The organism is Marinomonas ostreistagni (assembly GCF_016461785.1).
Classification (GTDB): domain Bacteria; phylum Pseudomonadota; class Gammaproteobacteria; order Pseudomonadales; family Marinomonadaceae; genus Marinomonas; species Marinomonas ostreistagni_A.
In genome coordinates this window covers 127,074-148,427 of record NZ_JAEMUH010000002.1, presented here as the reverse complement: position 1 = coordinate 148,427, position 21,354 = coordinate 127,074, and the positions used below count along the sequence as shown (strand labels likewise).

At 41.5% G+C, this 21,354-nt stretch carries 19 protein-coding genes; 13 read left to right on the top strand and 6 right to left on the bottom strand.

Annotated features, from left to right (window positions below; translation table 11 throughout):
* Positions 1–635 precede the first annotated feature (635 nt).
* The 4 genes from JHD44_RS02425 (at position 636) to JHD44_RS02410 (ending at position 5,832) form a co-directional block, all read left to right on the top strand.
* Complete coding sequence (locus JHD44_RS02425) at positions 636–1,880, top strand: dsDNA nuclease domain-containing protein (protein ID WP_199460735.1); 1,245 nt, start codon at positions 636–638, stop codon at positions 1,878–1,880.
* Positions 1,877–2,440 carry a hypothetical protein gene (locus JHD44_RS02420; protein WP_199460733.1) on the top strand — a complete coding sequence of 188 codons (564 nt, stop codon included), beginning with the start codon at positions 1,877–1,879 and terminating at the stop codon, positions 2,438–2,440. The genes JHD44_RS02425 and JHD44_RS02420 overlap by 4 nt, the downstream gene beginning before the upstream one ends.
* The gene (locus JHD44_RS02415; protein WP_199460731.1) at positions 2,437–4,389 is read left to right on the top strand and encodes an AAA family ATPase; all 1,953 of its coding nucleotides are present in this window, start codon (positions 2,437–2,439) and stop codon (positions 4,387–4,389) included. The genes JHD44_RS02420 and JHD44_RS02415 overlap by 4 nt, the downstream gene beginning before the upstream one ends.
* 525 nt (positions 4,390–4,914) lie before the next feature.
* A complete protein-coding gene (locus JHD44_RS02410; RefSeq protein ID WP_233401639.1) occupies positions 4,915–5,832 on the top strand; it encodes a serine hydrolase domain-containing protein in 918 nt (305 codons plus the stop codon).
* 55 nt (positions 5,833–5,887) lie between these two features.
* Here JHD44_RS02410 and JHD44_RS02405 read toward each other — a convergent pair whose 3' ends face one another.
* Positions 5,888–6,763 (bottom strand): MYG1 family protein, encoded by an 876-nt coding sequence (locus JHD44_RS02405; protein WP_199460727.1) that lies wholly within the window; start codon positions 6,761–6,763, stop codon positions 5,888–5,890.
* Between the two features lie 227 nt (positions 6,764–6,990).
* On the opposite strand from JHD44_RS02405, the gene JHD44_RS02400 reads away from it, so the two are divergent.
* The gene (locus tag JHD44_RS02400) at positions 6,991–7,143 is read left to right on the top strand and encodes a hypothetical protein (RefSeq protein WP_199460725.1); all 153 of its coding nucleotides are present in this window, start codon (positions 6,991–6,993) and stop codon (positions 7,141–7,143) included.
* Between the two features lie 133 nt (positions 7,144–7,276).
* Here the strand turns inward: JHD44_RS02400 and JHD44_RS02395 are convergent, their stop codons facing one another.
* On the bottom strand, positions 7,277–8,869 hold the full coding sequence (locus JHD44_RS02395; protein ID WP_199460723.1) for a sensor domain-containing diguanylate cyclase: 1,593 nt from the start codon (positions 8,867–8,869) through the stop codon (positions 7,277–7,279).
* 412 nt (positions 8,870–9,281) lie between these two features.
* On the opposite strand from JHD44_RS02395, the gene JHD44_RS02390 reads away from it, so the two are divergent.
* The 4 genes from JHD44_RS02390 to JHD44_RS02375 all read left to right on the top strand — a co-directional run bounded on the left by JHD44_RS02390 (position 9,282) and on the right by JHD44_RS02375 (position 13,917).
* Positions 9,282–10,550 (top strand): ABC transporter substrate-binding protein, encoded by a 1,269-nt coding sequence (locus JHD44_RS02390; RefSeq protein WP_199460721.1) that lies wholly within the window; start codon positions 9,282–9,284, stop codon positions 10,548–10,550.
* A gap of 10 nt (positions 10,551–10,560) precedes the next feature.
* The gene (locus tag JHD44_RS19030) at positions 10,561–12,795 is read left to right on the top strand and encodes a hybrid sensor histidine kinase/response regulator (protein WP_199460719.1); all 2,235 of its coding nucleotides are present in this window, start codon (positions 10,561–10,563) and stop codon (positions 12,793–12,795) included.
* A 145-nt stretch (positions 12,796–12,940) separates the two neighbouring features.
* Complete coding sequence (locus JHD44_RS02380) at positions 12,941–13,321, top strand: hypothetical protein (RefSeq protein WP_199460717.1); 381 nt, start codon at positions 12,941–12,943, stop codon at positions 13,319–13,321.
* Between the two features lie 152 nt (positions 13,322–13,473).
* On the top strand, positions 13,474–13,917 hold the full coding sequence (locus JHD44_RS02375; RefSeq protein WP_199460716.1) for a Spy/CpxP family protein refolding chaperone: 444 nt from the start codon (positions 13,474–13,476) through the stop codon (positions 13,915–13,917).
* Positions 13,918–13,990: 73 nt separating this feature from the next.
* Here the strand turns inward: JHD44_RS02375 and JHD44_RS02370 are convergent, their stop codons facing one another.
* Positions 13,991–14,647 carry a YecA family protein gene (locus tag JHD44_RS02370; protein WP_199460714.1) on the bottom strand — a complete coding sequence of 219 codons (657 nt, stop codon included), beginning with the start codon at positions 14,645–14,647 and terminating at the stop codon, positions 13,991–13,993.
* A 58-nt stretch (positions 14,648–14,705) separates the two neighbouring features.
* Here JHD44_RS02370 and JHD44_RS02365 point away from each other — a divergent pair, with 58 nt between their 5' ends.
* The 4 genes from JHD44_RS02365 to JHD44_RS02350 all read left to right on the top strand — a co-directional run bounded on the left by JHD44_RS02365 (position 14,706) and on the right by JHD44_RS02350 (position 18,498).
* Entirely contained in the window at positions 14,706–16,490 is a 1,785-nt protein-coding gene (locus tag JHD44_RS02365; protein WP_199460712.1) for a RecQ family ATP-dependent DNA helicase, read from the top strand.
* Positions 16,483–16,992 carry a SprT family zinc-dependent metalloprotease gene (locus tag JHD44_RS02360; RefSeq protein ID WP_199460710.1) on the top strand — a complete coding sequence of 170 codons (510 nt, stop codon included), beginning with the start codon at positions 16,483–16,485 and terminating at the stop codon, positions 16,990–16,992. The genes JHD44_RS02365 and JHD44_RS02360 overlap by 8 nt, the downstream gene beginning before the upstream one ends.
* A 90-nt stretch (positions 16,993–17,082) precedes the next feature.
* Entirely contained in the window at positions 17,083–17,919 is an 837-nt protein-coding gene (gene ttcA / locus JHD44_RS02355) for a tRNA 2-thiocytidine(32) synthetase TtcA (RefSeq protein WP_133559973.1), read from the top strand.
* A 21-nt stretch (positions 17,920–17,940) separates the two neighbouring features.
* A complete protein-coding gene (locus JHD44_RS02350; protein ID WP_199460708.1) occupies positions 17,941–18,498 on the top strand; it encodes a YfaZ family outer membrane protein in 558 nt (185 codons plus the stop codon).
* Between the two features lie 83 nt (positions 18,499–18,581).
* On the opposite strand, the gene JHD44_RS02345 is transcribed toward JHD44_RS02350, so the two are convergent.
* The 3 genes from JHD44_RS02345 to hemN are packed head-to-tail and all read right to left on the bottom strand — an operon-like array spanning position 18,582 to position 21,312.
* Complete coding sequence (locus JHD44_RS02345; RefSeq protein WP_199460706.1) at positions 18,582–19,124, bottom strand: adenine phosphoribosyltransferase; 543 nt, start codon at positions 19,122–19,124, stop codon at positions 18,582–18,584.
* A 26-nt stretch (positions 19,125–19,150) separates the two neighbouring features.
* Entirely contained in the window at positions 19,151–19,912 is a 762-nt protein-coding gene (gene fnr, locus JHD44_RS02340; protein WP_199460704.1) for a fumarate/nitrate reduction transcriptional regulator Fnr, read from the bottom strand.
* 29 nt (positions 19,913–19,941) lie between these two features.
* Positions 19,942–21,312, bottom strand: coding sequence for an oxygen-independent coproporphyrinogen III oxidase (gene hemN, locus JHD44_RS02335; RefSeq protein ID WP_199460703.1), 1,371 nt, complete (start codon positions 21,310–21,312; stop codon positions 19,942–19,944).
* Positions 21,313–21,354 lie beyond the last annotated feature (42 nt).

The following is a 21,354-nucleotide window of genomic DNA, read 5'->3' as shown; positions in this document are numbered from 1 at the left end:
ACGCGTCAGCGCGAATCAAACAAATGGAATGTTGCTAATAAGATCCCAGCAGACCTCGTACGAGCGGACTCCGTTCCGCGACCAAAGCGATAGCTTTGCGCTCTTGTAGGACCTCGCTGCGCGAGGGAACAATCAGCAATCTAGGAGATAGTTCTAGGTTACTAGGTCTCCTCTTCGGCACACTGAAACCACTTTACATCACCATTCCATGTATTCAATTCGCTTGCGCAAACCTCAGGTCGTTCCTCCCTTCGAACGTCAGCGCGAATCAAACACATGGGATATTGCTAATAACTCCTATTTTTGCATTTTTATGTTGCTCCAAGAATATGGGTACATTTAGAGTGCTGTGATAGCATGTCAACAAAGCGTCAATGGATTGAAGCTCTCTCACCAATCAGTGAAAAGGTTGCCTCCATTGACCTATGTAAGGACGATTATCAAAAAAGCTGATTGTAATTCTCTGCCTAGCTCTGCTACATACTTCTTAGGTTTAAGAGCAAGCCTGCAGCCCCAATTTAGCTATCAAAAATGTATAACATAAGATGGCGTCTTTTTTTCTAACTGGATAGGCATACATATTTATCGGCTACATAAGTCTAGTGAGTGCTTTTCAAAATTAGAGGTTTCTCTTAATGAGTAAGTTACTAACACAAACGTATGATTTGTCAGACCCTGGAGACGATATGCAACTCCGCGTTCGTTACCAGCATGGTTATGGGTTAATTTTATTCTGTGAAGCTGAGAAGAAGGAAATTGACTGCAAGTCATTATGGTTTGAGCATCTTGAAGATATTCTCTTAGAGAAAAATAACGGAAAATTCAATTTCTATCAGGTTAAAACGCGAGAGCCCACTCTGGGAAAGTGGAAGATGAGTGACGAGGCTCTTGTAAAAAGCATTAAAAGGTTTTGTGAATTTGAGGCTGAATATGGAGATTCAACTGATAGATTTTTCTTTGTTTCAAATTGTCCATATCGAGAAACACAAACATCCACAAAGGAAGAAGAAAAGGCGTTAAGTCCAATTAATTTCTTTAGAAAAATCAAAAGCCTAAAAACTGGAGAAGAGCTTGATGGAGAGTTTAAGAAGAGGTTTGAAGTTCTTATTAAATCTGTCGGGTTAGAGGGCTCAATTCTTATAAGAGTTATCCAAAAAACAAGTCTCGTAGTAGGTCCTCCTCTAGAAAATTTTGAGCTTGAGTTGTCCGTAACACATCTTCTATCTATTTCTGCTATCAAGGATAGGGGGCTGACTTATATCAATCGTGTTAGAGATGAATTTCTTCATAAAATATTCAAAGCTTCTTCATTAAGTATAGAAGATACTCACAAGCATATATTCTGCATGGTAGACGAAAAAAAATATGATCCTCGCGTATTAAGCAAGAAGATTGATCTTGAGAGTTTTTCTGAATTTATTAGCAGTGCGCCTAAAGATGTTTTTATGTACTTCGAAAATAGTGCTGAACTTGAACTTGGTTCTTCAATTCGAGATATGGAGATTTTAAGAAGAAAAGTAAAGCGTGCAGGGCTTAGTTCACAGTATGAGTCTCTTAAAAGACGTGCGCTGTCTACTGAAGGGATTTTCTTAGAAGAAGCCATCAAAAATCCTGAAGAGTTTCAGTCAATGTTAGATCAGGTGGAGGGTAGTGTTCTTTCAGTTTGTTCAGATGCGATACTTGATGCAACTAATGGTCAGGCAATAGATGGTGTTGAAGCGTTTAGGTCGGCAAGAAAAAAGCTAGAATATTTATCTAATCACAATCCGGCCCAAGTTTCTTCCCAGAGTTCTGATTGTCTAATAGGTGTAGCGGGGTTGTTGACAGGGGCTTGCAAGCTTTGGTGGTCAGAAGAATTTGACATGGATGAAGAGAAATGAGCTTACTTCTTGCAAGAAAAGCAGCTCAGGCAGAGTTGTCAGACGATTTGCATATGATGCGAGTGCTAATGTTGGTTGCAATATCTGGTAAATGGAAGGGAAAAAGGAAAATTAAGGGAATTACTAAGCTTGCCAAGATGGATTTCTTACTGCGTTATCCGAATTGCCTAAATATAGCTATTGAAAAAGAAGGGAAGTCTCTTTCTCAATTTGATGTAGAAATTAAAGATCATGAGAAATTTACCATTGAATCGAAGATGATTCGATTTAGATATGGACCATGGGATGGTCGTTATCGACGATGGATAAGTTTGTTGAAGGCCAAAGGGCTTTTAGATGTTTATACAGAGGGAAGGACTGTGATAGTAGAATCTACCGATTTGGGTCAAAAATTTGTGGAAGATCTTTATGATTCGGAAGTTTATAAAGATCAATATCTTCGAGCAACTGCTGTTGTCAAAACATTTGGTGGGTTTTCTGCGACAAAGCTGATGGGATTTATTTATGAAACGTTTCCAGAGTTAAATAATATGCGCTGGGGGGATGAAATAGAGCTATGAAGATCTATTTGAATAAACTCGTTTTGAGATTGAAGCAGTCTGAAGAAGTTATTGAATTCTCTGATACTTCCTATTTTTACGGGAAGATGGGTGCGGGTAAAACGAGCATCGCGCGTTTGATAGATTATTGCTTTGGAGGTGATTTTGAATATTCGCCTGCTCTTCAGCAAGAGTTTGTTTCTGTAAATCTTTTTCTTTCTGTTAATGATAATAAGTTGACCTTGTTAAGACCGCGAGATGCTTCGAGCGTCATAGCATCCTATTCTATAGATAAAGAAAACTATAAGCTTGTCGTTCCAATTGATGCTGGTGAAGAGGTTATTCCTAATAGTGGCATTGAAAATCTTTCTGATTTTTTATTTTATATGTCGGGAATGATTCCTCCAAAAGTTAGAAGAAGTAAAATTAAAGAGAACTCTGATTTACAAAGGCTAAGCATTAGGAATCTACTTTGGTATTGCTATCTTGACCAAGACGAAATAGATAGTGACTTTTTTCATCTTGGCTCTAGTGCCAATAATTGGAAGCGTCTGGCTAGTCGGGATGTTCTTAGATTTATAATTGGTTTCCACCAAGAAAAAGTTTCGGAGCTTGAGGAGGTATTGACCGATCTTAGAGATAAGAGAAGGTCCCTCAATACGGCAGCAAGTACCCTTAGGGATGTTCTCAACGAATCTTCAATAAATTCTTATGAGGATATTCATAATGAAATTGAGAGTCTAAAGCTCAAAGAGACTGAGCTTGTTGATGTTGTAAAGGGTCTCAAGTCAAAAATTAAGAAGACAGAAAATAAACATGCTGTTGATAATCTTAAAAATGATGCTAGGGCAATATTCTATGAAATTGAGAGTCTTGATCTTGCAATACGGGATGTGAAAGAGCTCATTGCAAGGGACTCAAGGCATTTGAACGAAATTCAAATGCTTAAGCTAAAAGTTAAAAGGGATTCTTCTGCAAGACTTGCCCTGTTGAGTGTTTCTTATGCATCTTGTCCATCTTGTTTTAGGAGTCTTCCAGAGAGACCTTCTGGGACCTGTGTTGTGTGTGGTCAAGAGGATTGTTGTGAAGGGGATCCAGGTGATAATAGTGAAATTCTAGATAAGGATGCGGACTCAAGAATTAAAGAACTATCTGCAGCTGTAAAGGATCATAAGGAGCAAGTCTCGAAGCTGGAAAGGAAGAAGAATGAATATGTTCGTAGGAAATCTGATATCGATGAAAGGTTGACAAAGCTGTTGAGTGAGTACGATTCAGTTTATCTGTCGACAGTTCTTGATACGGAAACAAAGCTTATATCTATAAAGGAAAAGATAGATGGCTTGAGGAAGTTACAGGAGCTTCCTACTAAAGTTAATTTGCTTCAGTCAGAGGCAAGCGCTTTAACTCCAGAGATTAAGGAGCGCAATGAAGAGCTGAAGAAGGTTAGAGAACAGGCTGAAAAGGATACAAAGAATCTAGATAAACTGGAACATATATTCTTGGAAATGTTATTAAGATCAAATTTCCCAGGTATAAAGCAGGATGATTTGGTTTCAATCAAGTCTCCAGATTTTCTACCGGATGTGTTGGACTCTCGCATTGGCGATCTAGCAGTTACATCATTTGCTAACTTGAGTAGCGGTGGTAAGAAGACTATCTATAAAAGCTGTTTTGCATTAGCGGTCCATTGCTTGGCTAAATCTACAAAGAATACAGTTTTGCCGTCCTTGTTGATTATTGATTCTCCGATGAAAAACATCAGTGAAAGAGAAAATAGAGAAGTATTCGAGGGCTTTATAAATCTAATTTATGAGCTGGCTGCTGAAGAGTTAGATGGCACCCAGATTATAGTGATCGATAAAGAGTACTTTCCTCCACCAGAGGAATACGTCAAGTCGCATAAATCTAGGCATATGCAACCTGATAGTAAAGAGTTTCCCCCTTTAATTCCTTACTACAAAGGACACTGATATGGAAATGTGTGAAGTCCAGTGGATAGTTTTCTTAATTTAAAGTCTTGTGTTGCGAGTGTTAAACAACAAGAGAGATTACGAAAGAATTATTACCATCGAACCCCGTCAGCTTGAGAATCCGATTTTACCGATATCCACTCGTGCGCAAGGATGTATCATAAAAAATATGTCTCACGTATGAATAGTGATCCTGCACCGATGGAGAGCTCTTAATAAGCCACTCATCTTAAAGAGTGCTTAGTAACTCACTAGCCAGTTCTACCAGAACTGGCTTTTTTATGCTCAATCAGCCCCCAAAAAATCCCTCGCCACCCCCATCAATCCATACCCTTCAAGGCACTTTTTCTCTAACTACTTGTCATTAATTAGAGAGACTCACTCCATTCAACGGATGATTTATCTTTTATGCTTTCTCTTTTATCAAAATTACCTATATGTAAGACACTAATTCTCTGCTCCTTTTCTGCGTATATCACCTCTGTCGCTGCAGCCTCACAGGCAAGCACCATAGATTTGAGTGCGATGGACAAAACCGCTGAAGGTTTTTCAAATATCAAGACCGTTCAAGTGGCGTATCAGGGCGAGCTGGTTTGGTCTAAGGCTTATAACAATGCGGATAAGGATGCGGTGACCAACATTAAGTCGGCCTCGAAATCCTTGATGTCGGCGATCGTTGGCATGGCCATTGATCGTGGTGTGCTGGAGGGGGCGGATCAATCAGTTTCATCCTTATTGCCTGATCAACTGCCGCAAAATCCTGATCCTCGTTTAAAAGAGATTACCATTGGGCATTTACTCTCTATGCAGTCTGGATTGGAGCGTACCTCTGGTCGTAATTATGGCGCTTGGGTCGCCAGTGATAATTGGGTGAAGAATGCGCTGTCGCGACCTTTTGTGGAAGAGGTAGGCGGTGCGATGCAATATTCCACCGGCAATACTCATGTGCTCTCGGCCATCATGATGCGAGAAAGTGGACGACCTACTTATCAGCTTGCCAATGACTGGTTACAGGGCTCTGGCGTGCGCATCGAAAGTTGGGAGACGGATCCTCAAGGGATTCCAATGGGCGGCAATCAAGTGGGCATGACGCCCGCGTCGTTATTAGCCTTTGGTGAGTTGTACCGCCGCGGCGGAGTCACAAAAGACGGTAAACGAATGCTTTCCGAAGACTGGATAGAGCAAAGTTGGACGCCAAGAACTCAGTCTCGCTTCCATCGTGGTCTTTATGGCTACGGCTGGTTTATCCAGCCTTTTGCGGGTGTACAGGGCTATTACGGTTGGGGCTATGGCGGTCAGATGATTTATGTATTGCCGGAATTGGAGCTCACGGTCGCCATTACTTCGCAGGAAAATTTGCCTTCTGGCCGTACAGGGTATCGTGACTCACTGCATCAAATGTTGAGCCAAGATATTATCCCCGCGATTCGGTCGGCTCAATGAAGTATTGTGGCTTAAAAGATCGATGTGTTAAGCATCGATCTTTTTTATCAACGCTTTATTCCGCTAACGCCATCTCGGCCATTTTCATGGTGTTCTCAAACGACGCGCAACCTGCGATAAACAAGCCGTTATGACAGAACATGGCATCATCTAATCCGGTCACTGCTTGCAGTTCTTTACCAGACAATCCCGCCCACGCGGCAGGCAGTTTTTTGCGATCTTCAAACGAACCTAGCTCAACTGGGACGGTTTGAATGCGCCATTCGCCAGTTTGCGATGGGTAGATCATAAATAAGGCGTCTTCTGATGTGTTAAGAACGGTGGTCTTCCAAGGGGTAAATTGCTCTAACACTATGACTCTAGAATCGTTGGCGTTTTCAATGGCTTCAAGGACAATGGATTTGGCATTAACGCCACCATTGGCCGAGGCGATAAATCGCGCCAGTACCCGTGAAGCAAAGGTTACGGCTTCTTCAAAGCAGGCATCGAAATCGCTGTGTTCTTCCCAGGTTGGGTTAAACATGGAGATGGTTTGACTCAGGCTGACACCTGTGAGTGGACCGTCGACATGCCCGCAGTCGATGGCATCGATGACAGAGACGAGGTTTTTATCTACCGCATCAGTGACTTCTTGATTGCCAGCGCAGATTTGAAGGCCGTATTTCTGCCACATCAAGCCAAACGATGAAAACGGAATGCCGTTGTCACGTGCACCAGCACCGCCGCGTTGGTGGTGGTCGAAACGGCCTTTGTCGGCATCGTATACGCCACCCACATCCAACACGATATCGGCTTGATATAGCACATCTAGGTTACGTGTTCGTATTACTTTCGCAGATGGGTAAATGGTCTTGAGTGCTGCCACAGCAAATACGTCGTCTGCATGAAAGTTGCCGTTATGTGTCGCAATCACTGGGGTGTGTTCTGTCATGTTTACCATCTCTTATTTCTGTCTTATTTCGTTTGTCAGCTAGGTGGAATTAAGGGGCTGGATTCTACGGACTTTTGAAGGTAGGTAACACCGTTGTGTGTGATTACTTGTGCCGATGCTGAAAATATCGAGCAAGTTGATTATTTCTAGAGTATTGATGCGCATGTCTTGCTAAGATGCAGCTGCGCCGAATAGGGCACCTATATTTCAATATATGAGAGTTACCAATGACAAACTTTGAAAAAAGAGTTGAAGAGTTGACGGCTAAACATCCGCATTTAACCAAAGATGAAGCGATCAAAATCGTCACCGAGAAAAATGCGCGTAAGAAACAAAAGCGAAATGCTCGCTCGAATAATGCGGGTACTAATAAAGGCTAAATACGCCAAGATCGTTGCGTGGTCTAAGGATGGATGGCTATAAAGGCTCAGTCAATAAAATAGGACTGAGCCGATGATCAGAAAGGTCAATTTGTCTTAGCCGCCATGCGACTTTTGCTAGATTCAGCATAGATCACGGTTGAATGCGATTTCTTCCGTTCTGTTTTGCGAGATACATTTTCTTATCGATTTCAACCAAGATGCTTTCTAACGAATGGTGATCGTTAAACTCTGATAAACCTAGGCTAACCGTTACATCTATATCCATAGGGAATGTATGCTTATGGATTGCGGAAAATATATTGCTTGCCATCGATAAAGCCACTTGCTGATATGTGTGAGGGCAGACGATGACAAATTCTTCTCCTCCCCATCTGCCTATAGTATCGGTATTACGTATCGTTGCTTTGACTACTTTTGCCAGTTTTACTAAGACCTGGTCACCCACTTCATGGCCATACGTGTCATTAACACGTTTAAAATGGTCGATATCAAACATGAGTACGCAGAAAGGCTGGCGAGTTTTTTGGTAGTTGCTAACTTCTTTTTGAAGCACTTCCATCATTTTGCGACGGTTTGCTATTGCCGTTAGCTGATCAGTATGTGAGATAGAGCTGAGTAATAAGTTTTTATCTTTTAACTCTATGTTCTTTTGAAACAACGCTTTCTCAGTAAGTTTTTCGATGGCTTCTGAAATCTTGCCTATTTCATTATTTGGGAAGACATATTTGCCTTGGCTATCCTTGCCTTCAGTGATTTCTTGAACTCTATGCTGTAGCTTCTTTAAAGGTACAATTAGATGTCTACTTAATATATAACTCATCAACCAAGTCGTAAGCAGTGAACCTAAAACAATAGTCAATAAGGTGGTTGTGATCGTTTTGACGATGGGTTCTCGAATATCCGTGAGGTTGACCTCGGTTACAACAATCCAACCTAACTTATCAATTCGATTATAGTGAGCGAGCTTTTTTTGGTCTCCATCTTGGTAAGAAAGGCTACCAGATGCATTCATTTCATTTGGAATGTGGGAAATAATTTCTCGGTGTAGTGTGTCGGGAAGCGTTTCGTTAGGGTGTATCAGTATTTTGCCTTCGGTATTCATGACGAAATTATAGATGGTCGGATACTTCTCATCTTCAACGGCTAACGCTTCGACAATAGCATCCATACCAGCATCGATTGAAATAACGCCTACCACTTTACCTTCTGGGTTTATAAGTGTTTTTCCAAACGATACCAGCCATTTTTTAGAGTTAATATCCTGATAAGGCACACCGTCCGAAATCATGGGATTCGATTTTATAGCAGCTTGATACCACGGTCTCTCGACAGCATTATAGTCTGAGGGTGGTGTGTAGTTGTTTATTAGCAAAGAGCCATCTTCATAGCCAGAAAAGATGTAATGTATATTTGGAATGGTGTTTTGCAGTATTTTATACAAACTTTGTATTTTTGTTTGAGTTTCTGGTTCTTGAAAACGACTGTGATCTACCCCTGAGGCAGAGCTGCCAGTGTACTCAACCGCTTTGCGTAAAGGTGCAACATAACCTTCTATTAGGGCATTTACCGATCTGTTTTTATTGCGCAGCACGGATTCCGCATTATCTATTCCTTGGGTATACAAAAGAGAGGCAATACAAACACTGATAATCAAGATTGTCAGTAAAGCAAGTGCTGTTGTGATTGAAAATATCTGTTGATGTAATTTTGAAAACTTTTTCATATAAAATATCAATTAAATTCAAATCTTTACTTCATCAATGAAGTATTATCTTTTGTATGCTTGGTTGAAAATTGGCCGATTCTTTCAAAATAAACCTTGCTTGTCTACCTATATTTCAAATGCAAGAAAGTTAGCGTAATCAATAAAATATGAAGCTGGTTATATTAGAAGATTGAGCATTACTCACTACAGCCAAGAAGTGTTTTATATTGTCCAAATTAAACAGTCTAATGTTGAGCATGATATTTTTAGTCGTCGCGAATGAAAACGTCTCTCATTAAAGTCAACGCATAGTGCGTAATTGCCAATACGACAAAAGAGACTGTTACTGACGTTGACTAAGGTGTCGCTGCTAGCGGTTTCTATGATCCTATCTATAATGAAGAAGAAAACTTGGATAGGACAAGCAATTATGGGTGATTTACTGGATCGTCGAGGCTTTTTGAAAACCTTGGGGGTCGGAGCCGCGGCCTCGACCGTAGCCTTAAAAGCTCCATTTGTATATTCAAAGAAGGTGGTCACTTTAAGGGTGATGGGAACACATGTCACCCTACAAGAAGAGCTTAGGCAACGGGCTATGAAGGAGCTCGGAATTAACCTTGAGTTTAGCCCGATGGGTGATGCGGCGTTATTACAAAAAGCGGCCTCAGCCCCAAGTTCATTTGATTTATATGAACATTGGTCGGATTCAATAAATATTCTATGGCAAGCGGGTTCTATCCAGCCATTAGAGACTGATCGTCTTAGATATTGGCATGAGATAAATAACCTAACGAAAACTGGTAAATTAACCGATAGCTCTTTAATCGGGGCTGGTGATGCACCCAATAAAATTATCTATGTACAGCCTGATGGATCGTTAGGGGCTAATCCGACAGGCCAGTTAAGTTTTATGCCTTATGTCCATAATGTAGATTCGTTTGGCTATAATACCCAACATATTTCAAAAGGTGTGGCCTATGAGACTGAGTCTTGGGCATGGTTGTTAGATGAACGAAATAAAGGCAAGGTTGGTCTGGTTAATGCACCAACCATTGGGATTTTTGATGTGGCTTTAGCGGCTCAAGCACAAGGTCTAATGTCCTTTAAGGATATAGGGAATATGTCCATCACGGAAATAGACCAATTGTTTGACATCTTGCTCGCTAAAAAACGACAAGGACATTTCTCAGGTTTTTGGTCATCTGTTCCCCAATCCGTTGAGTTTATGAAAACAGGACGGGTCAATATCCAAAGCATGTTTTCTCCTGCCGTCAGTGCGTGCAATGGACAAGGTATCCCCGTTGTTTATGCTGCGCCGAAAGAGGGTTATCGAGCCTGGCACGGGGTCATGTGCATGTCTGCCAACGTTAGTGAGGATGTCAAAGAGGCCGCATACGATTATATGAATTGGTGGCTATCTGGGTATCCGGGTGCCTTTATTGCGCGCCAGGGTTATTACATTTCTAATCCTCAACGTAGTAGGGCGCTAATGTCTCAGGCAGAATGGGATTATTGGTACGATGGAAAAGAAGCGGCGGTGGACTTAAAGGGTACCGATGGCAATGTTTCTGTTAAAGCCGGAGACTTAAGGCATGGAGGTAGCTATGTCACGCGTTTGTCGAATATTGCCGTGTGGAATACCGTGATGCAGAACTATGATTATAGTTTAGATAAATGGTATGAATTGCTAAACGCTTAGGGGAAGTGTAGTGCATTTTATTGCTCGTTCAATCGTTGCAAAAATCATATTAGCTTTCAGTTTAGTCGTTATTACGCTTGTAGTAAGTTATATCGTAATGGCTCAACGTCTGAATACCATTGACGATGCGATGAGTAATGTCGCAGATATCAGCACATATTCCACAGTGGTAATACGGATTAATAAAGACGTTATTGAGATGCAGCGAGATATCTCTGTTTACAGCTTGTCGGGAAGCGATGCAGTATTTGATAAAATAACAGATAATTTTAAAGATATTCAGCTTAGGTTGGATGCACTGGATCAAGAAAATGTGTCAGCCAAAGAATACGATTATATTAATAAGATGGTGGGTTTACTTGACAGGATAGGAAGCAATTTGAATATGCTGTCTGTCCTTTATAAGTCAAGAGAAGAGATGATTGATGGTGAGTTAGAGTCAATTTATCAAGCCGCTATTCAAGAACTCTCTACACTAGAAAAAGACTCTGATATTCCCGAGACAAAGTTGGCAATACTCGAAGAGAATAATGATTGGCATACATTGCATCGTAGTGCGTGGCAGTTTTTAACGAAGAAGGATTACAGTAAAAGAAGAGCAGTTAATGCTATTCTAAATAGATTGGCAGGAAAAAATATTAATGAAATCAAATCCAATATAAAGCTTCACCAACTGGCAAAAGAATATCAAACATCCTTTGCAAAAAGTATTCAGATTAATCGAAACTATCTAAATCTTATGAATGTAGTGATGGCTGGTGATGCAAATGAGTTTGGCACATTGGCTAATGCACTGAGGGAACTCTCCCTTGAGCGTCTGAATAGTATTAAGAAAGTAGGTGTCGAGAGTATTGCGACTACCGCGATCATCTTAAATCTTCTCAGTTTGGCAATTGTGATTTACCTTTTAATGCTGGTTTGGTTTTTCCATGTTCATCTCACAAAAGCTATTGTTCAGCTAACACATAGCTTTAGACGATTTCTCAGCAATGACCTAACAGCAACAATCAACCAGACCGATAGGCGAGATGAGCTTGGTGTGTTGGCGGAAGCGGCTAGCCGTTTTCGAGATATGAGTATAGATCTCGAAAAACAGAAAAAGGCTGCGGAGCATACTTCGAAAGTTAAATCCGAATTTTTAGCGAATATGAGTCATGAGATTCGGACTCCTATGAATGGTATTTTAGGTATGGCCTCACAGCTTTATGAAACAAAGCTGTCAACCGATCAAAAGGAAATGTTAGATATTATTAAGTCTTCAGGTGAAAGCCTGCTTGTAATAATTAATGACATTTTAGATTTAAGTAAAATAGAAGCGGATAAGGTTGAACTAGAGAACAGTCCGGTTAACTTAAATACAATGATGAAGTCTTTAGAGCTATTGTTTAGAGGCCAAGCTGTTTCAAAAGGTATTAAGCTTCAGTTGAATATTATTCCAGAGGCTGAAAACATTGTTTTCTTGGGAGATGAGACAAGATTAAAACAGGTTCTTATGAACTTAATTGGTAATGCCATTAAGTTTACCAGTGATGGCGCTATTTGTATCAACGTCAAAGCAACTAAACAATCTGATAAAACGCTGCGTTTAGATTTCAGTGTTTCTGATACTGGGATCGGTATAGAATCTCAGGCTCTAGATAAACTATTTGAAGCATTTACCCAAGCAGACACTTCCGTTACTAGAAAATTTGGCGGGACAGGGCTGGGTCTAACTATTAGTAGTAAATTACTTTATTTAATGGATAGTGAGCTCAATGTCGAAAGTAAACTAGGGAAAGGGGCGAATTTTTATTTTTCTATGCAAGCAGAAATAGCTGAGATTGAAGCGTCTATTGATGAAGAAAAAATGCTAACTCTTGATGATGAAACTCATGATTTCTCACACTTAAATATTTTAGTGGCCGAAGATAATAAGACAAATCAAATTGTTATAAAGGGACTTTTAAATAAGCTAAATGTAGGCTCAATTGTGTTGGTAGAAGATGGTGAGCAGGCGATTGAGCAATGTAACGCCCATCTGTTTGACTTAATTTTTATGGATATCCAAATGCCGATCAAGGATGGTCTTCAGGCAACGTTAGAAATTAAAAAGATGGAAAGTTACCTCTCTGTACCCATTATAGCGCTCACTGCAAATGCCTTTGAAGAAGACAAAAAGCATTGTAAGGAGGTTGGGATGTGTGACTTCATAGCGAAACCTGTCAATGTAACTCAATTGGAAGAAGCTCTGATAAGATGGCGTTGAGGGGGCGTTACCTCTAAACACTTAATCTGTGACCTGTAGCAAAGTTTTAACAAGTTATCACCCCAACTCAACTTTCAAACTGGTCAAGTAATTTCCTGAGGCGTAACGTGAAAGATTGTTGTTCACCAATTGTTAAGGATAAGAAATGAGCCAGAACCAATTCAAGGTCGCAGTCGTTGGTGCAGGAAATGCAGGCTTAGAGCTATTAGATCGGCTTTTTAAAGCGGAATTCGTAGATATCGTGGGTGTTGCCGATACTAATCCACAAGCTCCAGGGATCCTGCTTGCAAAAGAGCATAATATTTTAGTCACAACAAATATGTATGACTTATTAGAAGATAGTTCTCAGATTGACATTTTAATCGATGTCACAGGTATTAAATCTGTTCGAGATGAACTACGTCATCACATGCAGGAGTGCGGCAACTGTCATACAGTTATCATGCATGAACGAATCTCAGCCCTACTTATTTCACTATTTAATGGAATGATGGTTGAAACGAAAGCAAGCGACGAGTTTTACTAACTTTACAGGCGTGTATCGCTGACCTACCTCATATATGCAAGTGAGGTGACCATTCTGTTTGATTTCTTTACAGTGGCATTTCTCATATCTGACACACACTGACAGTTAAAGGGTGATAATGAAATCACCAATAACGAACAGCGAGGTGTGGTATGACCACTTTTAATGCGAAGCGTTACAAGAAATCAACTTTGGCTCTGGTTGCTGCGGCAGCAGTAACCATGGCGTCAACATCTTTTGCGGCGGGTTCTGCTCAAGCGCCAGTAAAGACAATGGATCCTTACTCTGAGCAGGCGCTAGACCGTATGGCGACTGAGTTAAAACTTGATGAAAACACCAAGAAGAAAGCTGGAAAGCTATTCGCCGAGGCCAGAGAAGATCGTCAAGAGGTGATTGAGGACCTGCAAAAGCTGCGTAAACCTATGATGCAGTTAAATCCGGTAGACAAGGATTATGTTGATCAAGTCGCAGATCTGTCGGAAAAGCGTGGTGATCTGATGCAAACTCTAGAGGTTAAGAGAGCAAAGACAACGCATGAATTCTATGCGTTATTAACGCCACAGCAAGTGCAATGGATGCAAGATCGCCGTAAATAGTTTAGATGCGAAATCGGTTCCCCCACTTGATAGCCGCATCCAGTGATGCGGCTTTTTTTATGCTGAACAAAGATTAATGCTTCTTGCCGCCTTTACCTTTATTAGAACCTTTGCCACCTTTAGGGCCGCGTTGTTGTGGTTTTGGTTTGTTTGGCTTTTTCTCCGGCTCTGTGCGCAGAACAAGAAATAAGTCTGTCACTAACTGAGGGATTTGCTCGATACAAGATTTGGTGAGCTTTTCGCTTTCACGAATTTGTTGCACTTCTTCGTCTTCAAACAAACCAGATGCCACCATAAATGGCAGCAGAAGTTCGGCCACTTCTTCCTCTTTTTCGGTTTCAAACCAGCTGCGTTCCGTGAAGAATACACCTTCCATGAAACCTGACGCCCATTCTTCAAGCTCACTCAACTCATTTGGGTCGCTGCTTACTTCGATTTCACAAGGGACTAAGAAGTCATCTTCGGACTCTAATTCCTTTTGAATATCAGATGCCAAACGCACTATTAAATTCTCGATGTGCTTTTGTTCTTTATCAGAGGTAAAATTAGGCGTTTCTTCGAAAACAAGCGGTAACCATTGAGACGCTGCTGGTGGCTCTGGACAAATAGCAAGAGCGGTTAGGAAGCCATGTGCCATCACAAAGTTTTGGCAGTCTTCGTGGACGGCATCGGAATCAAGAAAGTTTTCGAGCTCTTCTAATTCTAAGTCATCAAGAGGTTGGTGTTGCATTTAAGTGATCCTATTCAATATACGCGACACAGTTTAAACACATCAGTTGTAAAAAACCATGAGCAAACCCGTTAAAAACGACTCTCTAGAGCGAATAAATCCTACGCTCGAGCATGCCCTTCAGCGTTTGGGTTACTCATCTTTTATTGGTTCACAAGAAGCGTGTGTACGTGCGGTGACAGAAGGTGAGGATGTTTTGGCATTGTTGCCAACCGGAGCAGGTAAATCGGCTATTTATCAAGTGGCGTCTTTGGCAAGCGAAGGGGTTGGTTTAGTAATCAGTCCTTTGATTGCGATTATGCAGCAGCAAGTAGAGACGCTTCAGGGGCTTGGGATCAAAGCAGAGTTTTTAAACTCCACGCAAAATGGCGCGGAGCAAAATGATCTGTATTGGCGTTTGCGTCATAACGACGTTGAAATATTGTACATGTCGCCGGAAAAGCTTCTGCAGTCGAGCGTGATGGGGTTATTAGAAGATGTACCGATTGCTTGCATTGCGGTGGATGAGGCGCACTGTATTCTACGTTGGGGGCGTAACTTTCGCCCAGAATACGCGCAGCTTGGTTGTTTGAAAACGGTATTTCCTGATGCGCCTATCATTGCGCTAACAGGTACTCTGTTGCCCAATAAAGAACAAGCGATAGCGAATGCGCTGGGCCTACATTCCCCGAGAATTGTTCGTGAGAGTATCAGTCGTCCTAATATCCAGCTTAAAGTCTCACAAAAAAAGCGCGCTAAGCAGCAGTTGCTTTCTTTCTTGATGAAAGATGCCATGGCTCAGCCGGGGATCGTTTATTGTCGTGCCCGGTCCAAATCCGAAGAGTTAGCCCGTTGGCTCACTAGCCAAGGGGTATCGGCGACCTGCTATCATGCCAGCATGGATTCAGATTCTAGAGAAATGGCTCATCAATGCTTTGCAAAAGGCAAGGTACAGGTATTGGTGGCGACCACGGCCTATGGCATGGGGGTTGATTTGGACCACGTTCGCTTCGTAGTGCATATGGACTTACCTTTGTCGCTAGAGAACTATGTTCAGGAGGTAGGGCGGGCAGGCCGTGATGGCCGTGTCGCTCAGGCGTTACTATTTTATGGCCTACAAGACGTCATGCAGACTTGGCAGTTTGTTCATCAAGAACAAATAGAAGAGGAGTTCTGGCGTTTGATGTCCTGCCTGGAGCATATGAGTTGCCGCCAAAATGTACTGTTAGAGGCTTTTTCAGAGACGCCAAAGGCTCCTTGTGGTGTGTGCGACCGATGTCGTTCAACTAGCAAGCAACATAACGTAACTATCGCAGCGCAGAAACTCTTAAGCCTAGTGCATCATACTAAAGGGGTGGTGCCGTTTGCTGCCTTGATTCAAGTATTAATGGGCAAGCGTACAAAGCAAGTTTTGAATTACCGTTTAGAGACTCATACATTGTTTGGCGCGGGTACGGCTTTGGATGAAATTCAGTGGAAATCGGTGGTTCGTATATTGCTAGCAAAGGGCTACCTATTTATTCAAAGTTTATCGCCTTTTTCTGTTGGGTTAGGCGAAGAATGTCGAGCGTTATTAAGATCTGAAGTGCAACTGTTAACGACAACAGATTGGTTTTACCCAGCACTCAAAGACACGCAGGAGTCGGAGAAGCCTACAGGGAGCTGGCAAAAGTTATTACAATGGAGTGTGGCCAATCGAGCTGCTGATTACCTTACTGAGAAGCAACTGCATGCCATTTTCGAATCGAACCCAACGTCCATCGCTGCATTGAGCCGTTTAACTGGACTTAGTAAAGATATCCTAAGTAAGCTTAATGCGAATGATTTATTTACTGAACAAGTAGGTGAGAAGCTGGATGTCTAACGTTCTGTCGGCCGATCTAAAAAATAGAATTGCTGCGAAGGTTCAGGAGTGCATGAGCCGAGCAGAGCGTTACTTTCAGATCAAGTTAAGTATGCCTACGTATAACTTTAGGCAACGTGGCCGCAGTGCCGGTACGGCCTATCTACAGCGCAATGAAATGCGTTTTAATCTATTTATGTTATCCCAAGATGTGGAGCGCTTTATCGAAGAAGTGGTTCCTCACGAGGTGGCACATATCGTGGTGCATCAGGTTTATGGCAGTAAAGTCAGGCCTCACGGGAAAGAGTGGGTGGCAGTGATGGAGCATATTTTCAATGTAGAAGCCTCGCGAACCCATGACTTTGAAGTGCCGAAAGCAAAGAACCTGTTTGAATACCGGTGTCAGTGTCGAACTCATGAATTCACTGCTCATCGTCATGGGCGTGTGAAACGCGGCAGTCAGTATCTTTGTCGTCAGTGCGGCAGTCAGCTAACCTTTGTGAAACAGATCGCTAATCTCTAAGCGATTTATTGTTTTGTTGCGAACTTGATGGGATGTTTCCAAACACTGCTTGTAGTAAGATACCCGCCATCTGTTTTATGGTAATTTAGAATGACTTCTGAGATCGATCGAAAAGAAAAGCTTGAACTGAATAAACTGCAAAAGCGCCTGCGCCGCCTAACTGGCCAAGCCATTGCAGAATTCAATATGATTGAAGATGGCGATAAAGTCATGGTGTGCTTGTCTGGTGGTAAAGACTCCTACACCATGCTGGATATCTTATGTAATCTGCAAAAGAGTGCGCCGATTAATTTTGAAATCGTGGCGGTTAATTTAGACCAGAAGCAGCCAGGATTCCCTGAGCATGTTTTGCCTGAGTATTTATCAGGCCTTGGTGTGAACTACCACATTCTTGAAAAAGATACCTACAGTATCGTTAAAGAAGTCGTGCCAGAAGGTAAAACAACCTGTGGCTTATGCTCACGCTTACGTCGTGGTTCGCTGTACGGCTTTGCTGAAGAAATTGGCGCAACCAAAATTGCTTTGGGGCACCACCGTGATGACATTTTAGAAACTATGTTTTTGAATATGTTCTTTGGTGGTAAATTGAAGTCGATGCCACCTAAACTTTTGAGTGACGATGGTAAGCACGTGGTTATTCGTCCTTTGGCTTTTTGTAAGGAATCTGACATTGAACAATATTCTTTACTGAAGTCTTTCCCAATCATTCCTTGCAATCTTTGTGGCTCTCAGGAGAATCTACAACGTCAGGTAGTGAAAGAAATGCTTCAAGGTTGGGAAAAGCAATACCCAGGGCGTTTGGATACTATGTTCTCTGCAGTCCAAAACGTAGTGCCGTCTCATTTGGCGGACACCGAGTTGTTTGACTTTAAGGGTCTTAAACAATCTGAAGAAGCAATGAAACGCTTAAACGTTATATCGCTTTAATTTTAAGGAAGCTGTATGTCAATGAAGAAACTTTTACCTCTTGTATTGGGCGCTGCTGTCTCTGTGCAAGCACTTGCTGAAACGAATGTTGAAGGCAGCCTTTCCAACGATGCTGTTAAAATTGATGTTAGTTTAGATCAAGACCGCTATTTCTTCGATTTTGGTGGCATGTACCATTCTGATGATGGTAAGTACGGTTATATCGGTGCGCATATCGAAGATATCGATACAGCAAAAGATTACCCTGTTCAAATTGGTTTAGGTATGCGTCTGCTTGCAGTCGACACAGAATACAGTGTTGATAACGCTGGTACAGCCGTTGCTTTGGGTGGTTTTTACCGCTATACCTTCCCAAAAGCGAACCGCTTTAGTGTTTTAGGTTCTTTATACTACGCACCAAAGGTTCTGTCTTTCCAAAACATTGATAGCCTGTATCAAGCGGAAGTTCGTGGTGAATACCGAACCTTGAGAAATGCTCGTGTGTTTTTGCGTTACGGTATGACAACTGTAGATTTAGACCGATACGGTGACGTTGATATGAACAAGGGTGTTGCTATTGGTGTTGCAACCACTTTTTAGTAATGTCTAAGACTTAGAGTCAAAAAAGGTGGCAACTGCCACCTTTTTTAATACTCAAAAAAATGTTGCCAACACGTCTAATGTTATTCGCCTTCAAACGCACAAAGTGAAAACACAGGAATATCTAAATCCTGTATTTTTGTGCTTCCGCCTAGATCCGGTAAATCAATGATGGCCGCTACTTCTTTGATGGTTGCACCTTGTTGTTTCAGCAGGCTCATTGCAGCAATTAGAGTACCACCAGTGGCAATCAAATCGTCAAATAACAAAACCTGAGCGCCTTCATGAACCGCATCTTCTTGAATTTCTAGCTCGGCGCTGCCGTACTCTAAATCGTAGGATTGCGAAATAGTTTTACCAGGTAACTTGCCTTTTTTTCGTACAAGTACCAAAGGTTTGCGTAACTCGTACGCCAGAACTGAAGCAATTAAGAAGCCTCGCGCATCGATACAAGCAATGTGAGTAATATCACTATCAATGTAACGATGCACATAGGCATCAACCACCATGCGCATCCCTTTGGGATTGCTGAAAATTGGCGTGATATCTCGAAAGCTAATGCCTGGCTTTGGCCAATCTTCAACGGTACGAATCAGAGACTTAAAGTAAAAGTCATCAAAAAGCATAGGTAAAACCTTAACTAACTGGTTAATTAAACATGCTCAATGTTAGCACATTCTGAAGATGCGCCGACAAGTTTCTCCATCTCAGCCATATCAATGATCGAAATTTCTTTGCCATCCACATCAATCAAGCCGTTTTTCTGAAAACGGGTCATAACACGGCTAACGGTTTCTACTGCTAAACCAAGGTAATTGCCGATTTCACCTCTAGACATAGATAAGCGGAATGCGGTTGCAGAGTAGCCACGCTTTTTAAAACGATGCGATAGGTTCAGCAAAAAAGACGCTACTTTTTCATCGGCATTTTTCTTACCTAGTAAAACCATCATTTGTTGATCATCACAGATCTTACGGCTCATTAGACGAAATAGCTGATGTTTAAGCGAAGGGATTTGTGAAGACAGTTGTTCTAAATGCGAAAAAGGGATCTCACATACTGTGGTGGTTTCCAATGCCTTGGCAGACACAGGGTAATGATTTTCATCAATACCGCTTAAGCCAACTAACTCACTAGGGCAGTAGAAACCAGTAATTTGTTCTTCACCTGAGTTTGTAATGTTGAACGTTTTGAGTGTACCCGTGCGAACAGCAAATACTGAATCAAACTCTTCACCTTGATGAAATAGTAATTCGCCTTTCTTTAATGGGCGCTTACGTTCAATAATTTGGTCAAGGCGGTTAACGTCTTCATCTGCTAATGCAATAGGTAAACAAAGAGCGCTTAAACTGCAGTTTTGACATTGAGAAGTCAACTTGCTGCTGAAGCGATTGTTTGAGTTTGAAATTGCCATTTGTACTCTCCCTGAGCTCGATCGGGTAATTAGATAACTTTTGAAAAACTGTTGTTATTAGTAAGGTACTTATCAAATGCCATGCACACGCAGCGCACAAGCAATCTTCCTACTTCTGTTATTTCGAGAACAACTTGATCATTTTTATAATAGACGTTTATAACGCCATCTTCCTCTAGCTCTTTTAAAGAAGCTAGTTCTTTCTCAAAATACTCACGGAAGTTAATACTAAAGTCGCGTTCTATATTTTTACTACTTAGTGAGTTATGACATAAAAGCTGCATGATGACAGAATGACGAATACGGTCATCTTGGTTGCTCAAATAGCCCTTCATAATCGCAAGCTGCCCATTTTCGATGCTATTTTGGTACAACGAAAGATCTGTATGATTCTGGAAATATGCGTTACTTACTTGGCTAATCGCAGAGACACCAAATGCTAAAAGATCTGTTTCTGCATGTGTGGTGTAACCTTGGAAATTGCGCTGTAAATGTCCTTCTCGTTGAGCTTTTGTCAAAGAGTCTTCGGGCTTAGCAAAATGATCCATGCCAATGTAAACGTAACCTGCTTCCGTTAATGTATCGATGCTTAGCTTAAGTAATGCCAATTTTTGGTCGGGCGTCGGAAGATCTTCATCTAAGATACGTCGTTGTGGCGCGAACCTTTGTGGTAAATGTGCATAGTTAAACACTGAGATACGATCAGGAGATAGCTCAATGACTTGCTTAAGTGTCTTTTCAAAGCCTTCTAATGTTTGCTTCGGTAATCCATATATCAAGTCAAAGTTTATGGAGTTAAATCCTAAGTCACGGACATCCCCAACAACGCTATCTACTAGATCGAGTGGTTGAATACGGTGTATCGCCTTCTGAACCTCTGCATCGAAATCTTGAATACCTAAACTGACTCTATTAAACCCTAATTTATGCAAAACTTCTAATTTAGTTCTGCTTACTTCCCTAGGATCAATTTCAATGCTGAAATCTTGGCTACCATCTGTAACAAGATTAAAAAGATCGTGAATTCTAGAAAAAAGCTTTTCTAGGTTTTCTTCACTTAAAAAAGTCGGTGTGCCACCACCAAAATGTAACTGAGTAACAGGTCGGCTTTGATCTATCATCAGTGCTCGAAGACGCATTTCTTCGCCTAAAAGCTCAACATATTCAGTGCCTTTATCATATTGCTTTGTAACGATCTTATTGCAAGCACAGTAATAGCAAAGATGTGCACAAAAAGGCACGTGGAAATACAGGCTAAGTGGCGAACGAGAAGGCTCCAGCATCTTACCGATCAATTCCATCTTGCTAACATCTGTTGAGAACTGAGGCGCAGTTGGGTAAGACGTGTAGCGCGGCCCCGCAAGGTTGTATTTTTGGATAAGTTGGGAGTCCCAAAGCATAAAAGCATGTCCTATTAAAAATTCTAATAGGAAGTTTACTCT

Coding starts and splice junctions, on each gene's coding strand:
- JHD44_RS02390 (WP_199460721.1), top strand. CDS start 9,282: ATGGGTGATTTACTGGATCGTCGAGGCTTTTTGAAAACCTTGGGGGTC.
- JHD44_RS02400 (WP_199460725.1), top strand. CDS start 6,991: ATGACAAACTTTGAAAAAAGAGTTGAAGAGTTGACGGCTAAACATCCG.
- JHD44_RS02360 (WP_199460710.1), top strand. CDS start 16,483: ATGTCTAACGTTCTGTCGGCCGATCTAAAAAATAGAATTGCTGCGAAG.
- JHD44_RS02365 (WP_199460712.1), top strand. CDS start 14,706: ATGAGCAAACCCGTTAAAAACGACTCTCTAGAGCGAATAAATCCTACG.
- JHD44_RS02345 (WP_199460706.1), bottom strand. CDS start 19,124: ATGCTTTTTGATGACTTTTACTTTAAGTCTCTGATTCGTACCGTTGAA.
- hemN (WP_199460703.1), bottom strand. CDS start 21,312: ATGCTTTGGGACTCCCAACTTATCCAAAAATACAACCTTGCGGGGCCG.
- JHD44_RS02370 (WP_199460714.1), bottom strand. CDS start 14,647: ATGCAACACCAACCTCTTGATGACTTAGAATTAGAAGAGCTCGAAAAC.
- fnr (WP_199460704.1), bottom strand. CDS start 19,912: ATGGCAATTTCAAACTCAAACAATCGCTTCAGCAGCAAGTTGACTTCT.
- JHD44_RS02410 (WP_233401639.1), top strand. CDS start 4,915: ATGGACAAAACCGCTGAAGGTTTTTCAAATATCAAGACCGTTCAAGTG.
- JHD44_RS02380 (WP_199460717.1), top strand. CDS start 12,941: ATGAGCCAGAACCAATTCAAGGTCGCAGTCGTTGGTGCAGGAAATGCA.
- JHD44_RS02395 (WP_199460723.1), bottom strand. CDS start 8,869: ATGAAAAAGTTTTCAAAATTACATCAACAGATATTTTCAATCACAACA.
- ttcA (WP_133559973.1), top strand. CDS start 17,083: ATGACTTCTGAGATCGATCGAAAAGAAAAGCTTGAACTGAATAAACTG.
- JHD44_RS02375 (WP_199460716.1), top strand. CDS start 13,474: ATGACCACTTTTAATGCGAAGCGTTACAAGAAATCAACTTTGGCTCTG.
- JHD44_RS02420 (WP_199460733.1), top strand. CDS start 1,877: ATGAGCTTACTTCTTGCAAGAAAAGCAGCTCAGGCAGAGTTGTCAGAC.
- JHD44_RS02415 (WP_199460731.1), top strand. CDS start 2,437: ATGAAGATCTATTTGAATAAACTCGTTTTGAGATTGAAGCAGTCTGAA.
- JHD44_RS02350 (WP_199460708.1), top strand. CDS start 17,941: ATGAAGAAACTTTTACCTCTTGTATTGGGCGCTGCTGTCTCTGTGCAA.
- JHD44_RS02405 (WP_199460727.1), bottom strand. CDS start 6,763: ATGACAGAACACACCCCAGTGATTGCGACACATAACGGCAACTTTCAT.
- JHD44_RS02425 (WP_199460735.1), top strand. CDS start 636: ATGAGTAAGTTACTAACACAAACGTATGATTTGTCAGACCCTGGAGAC.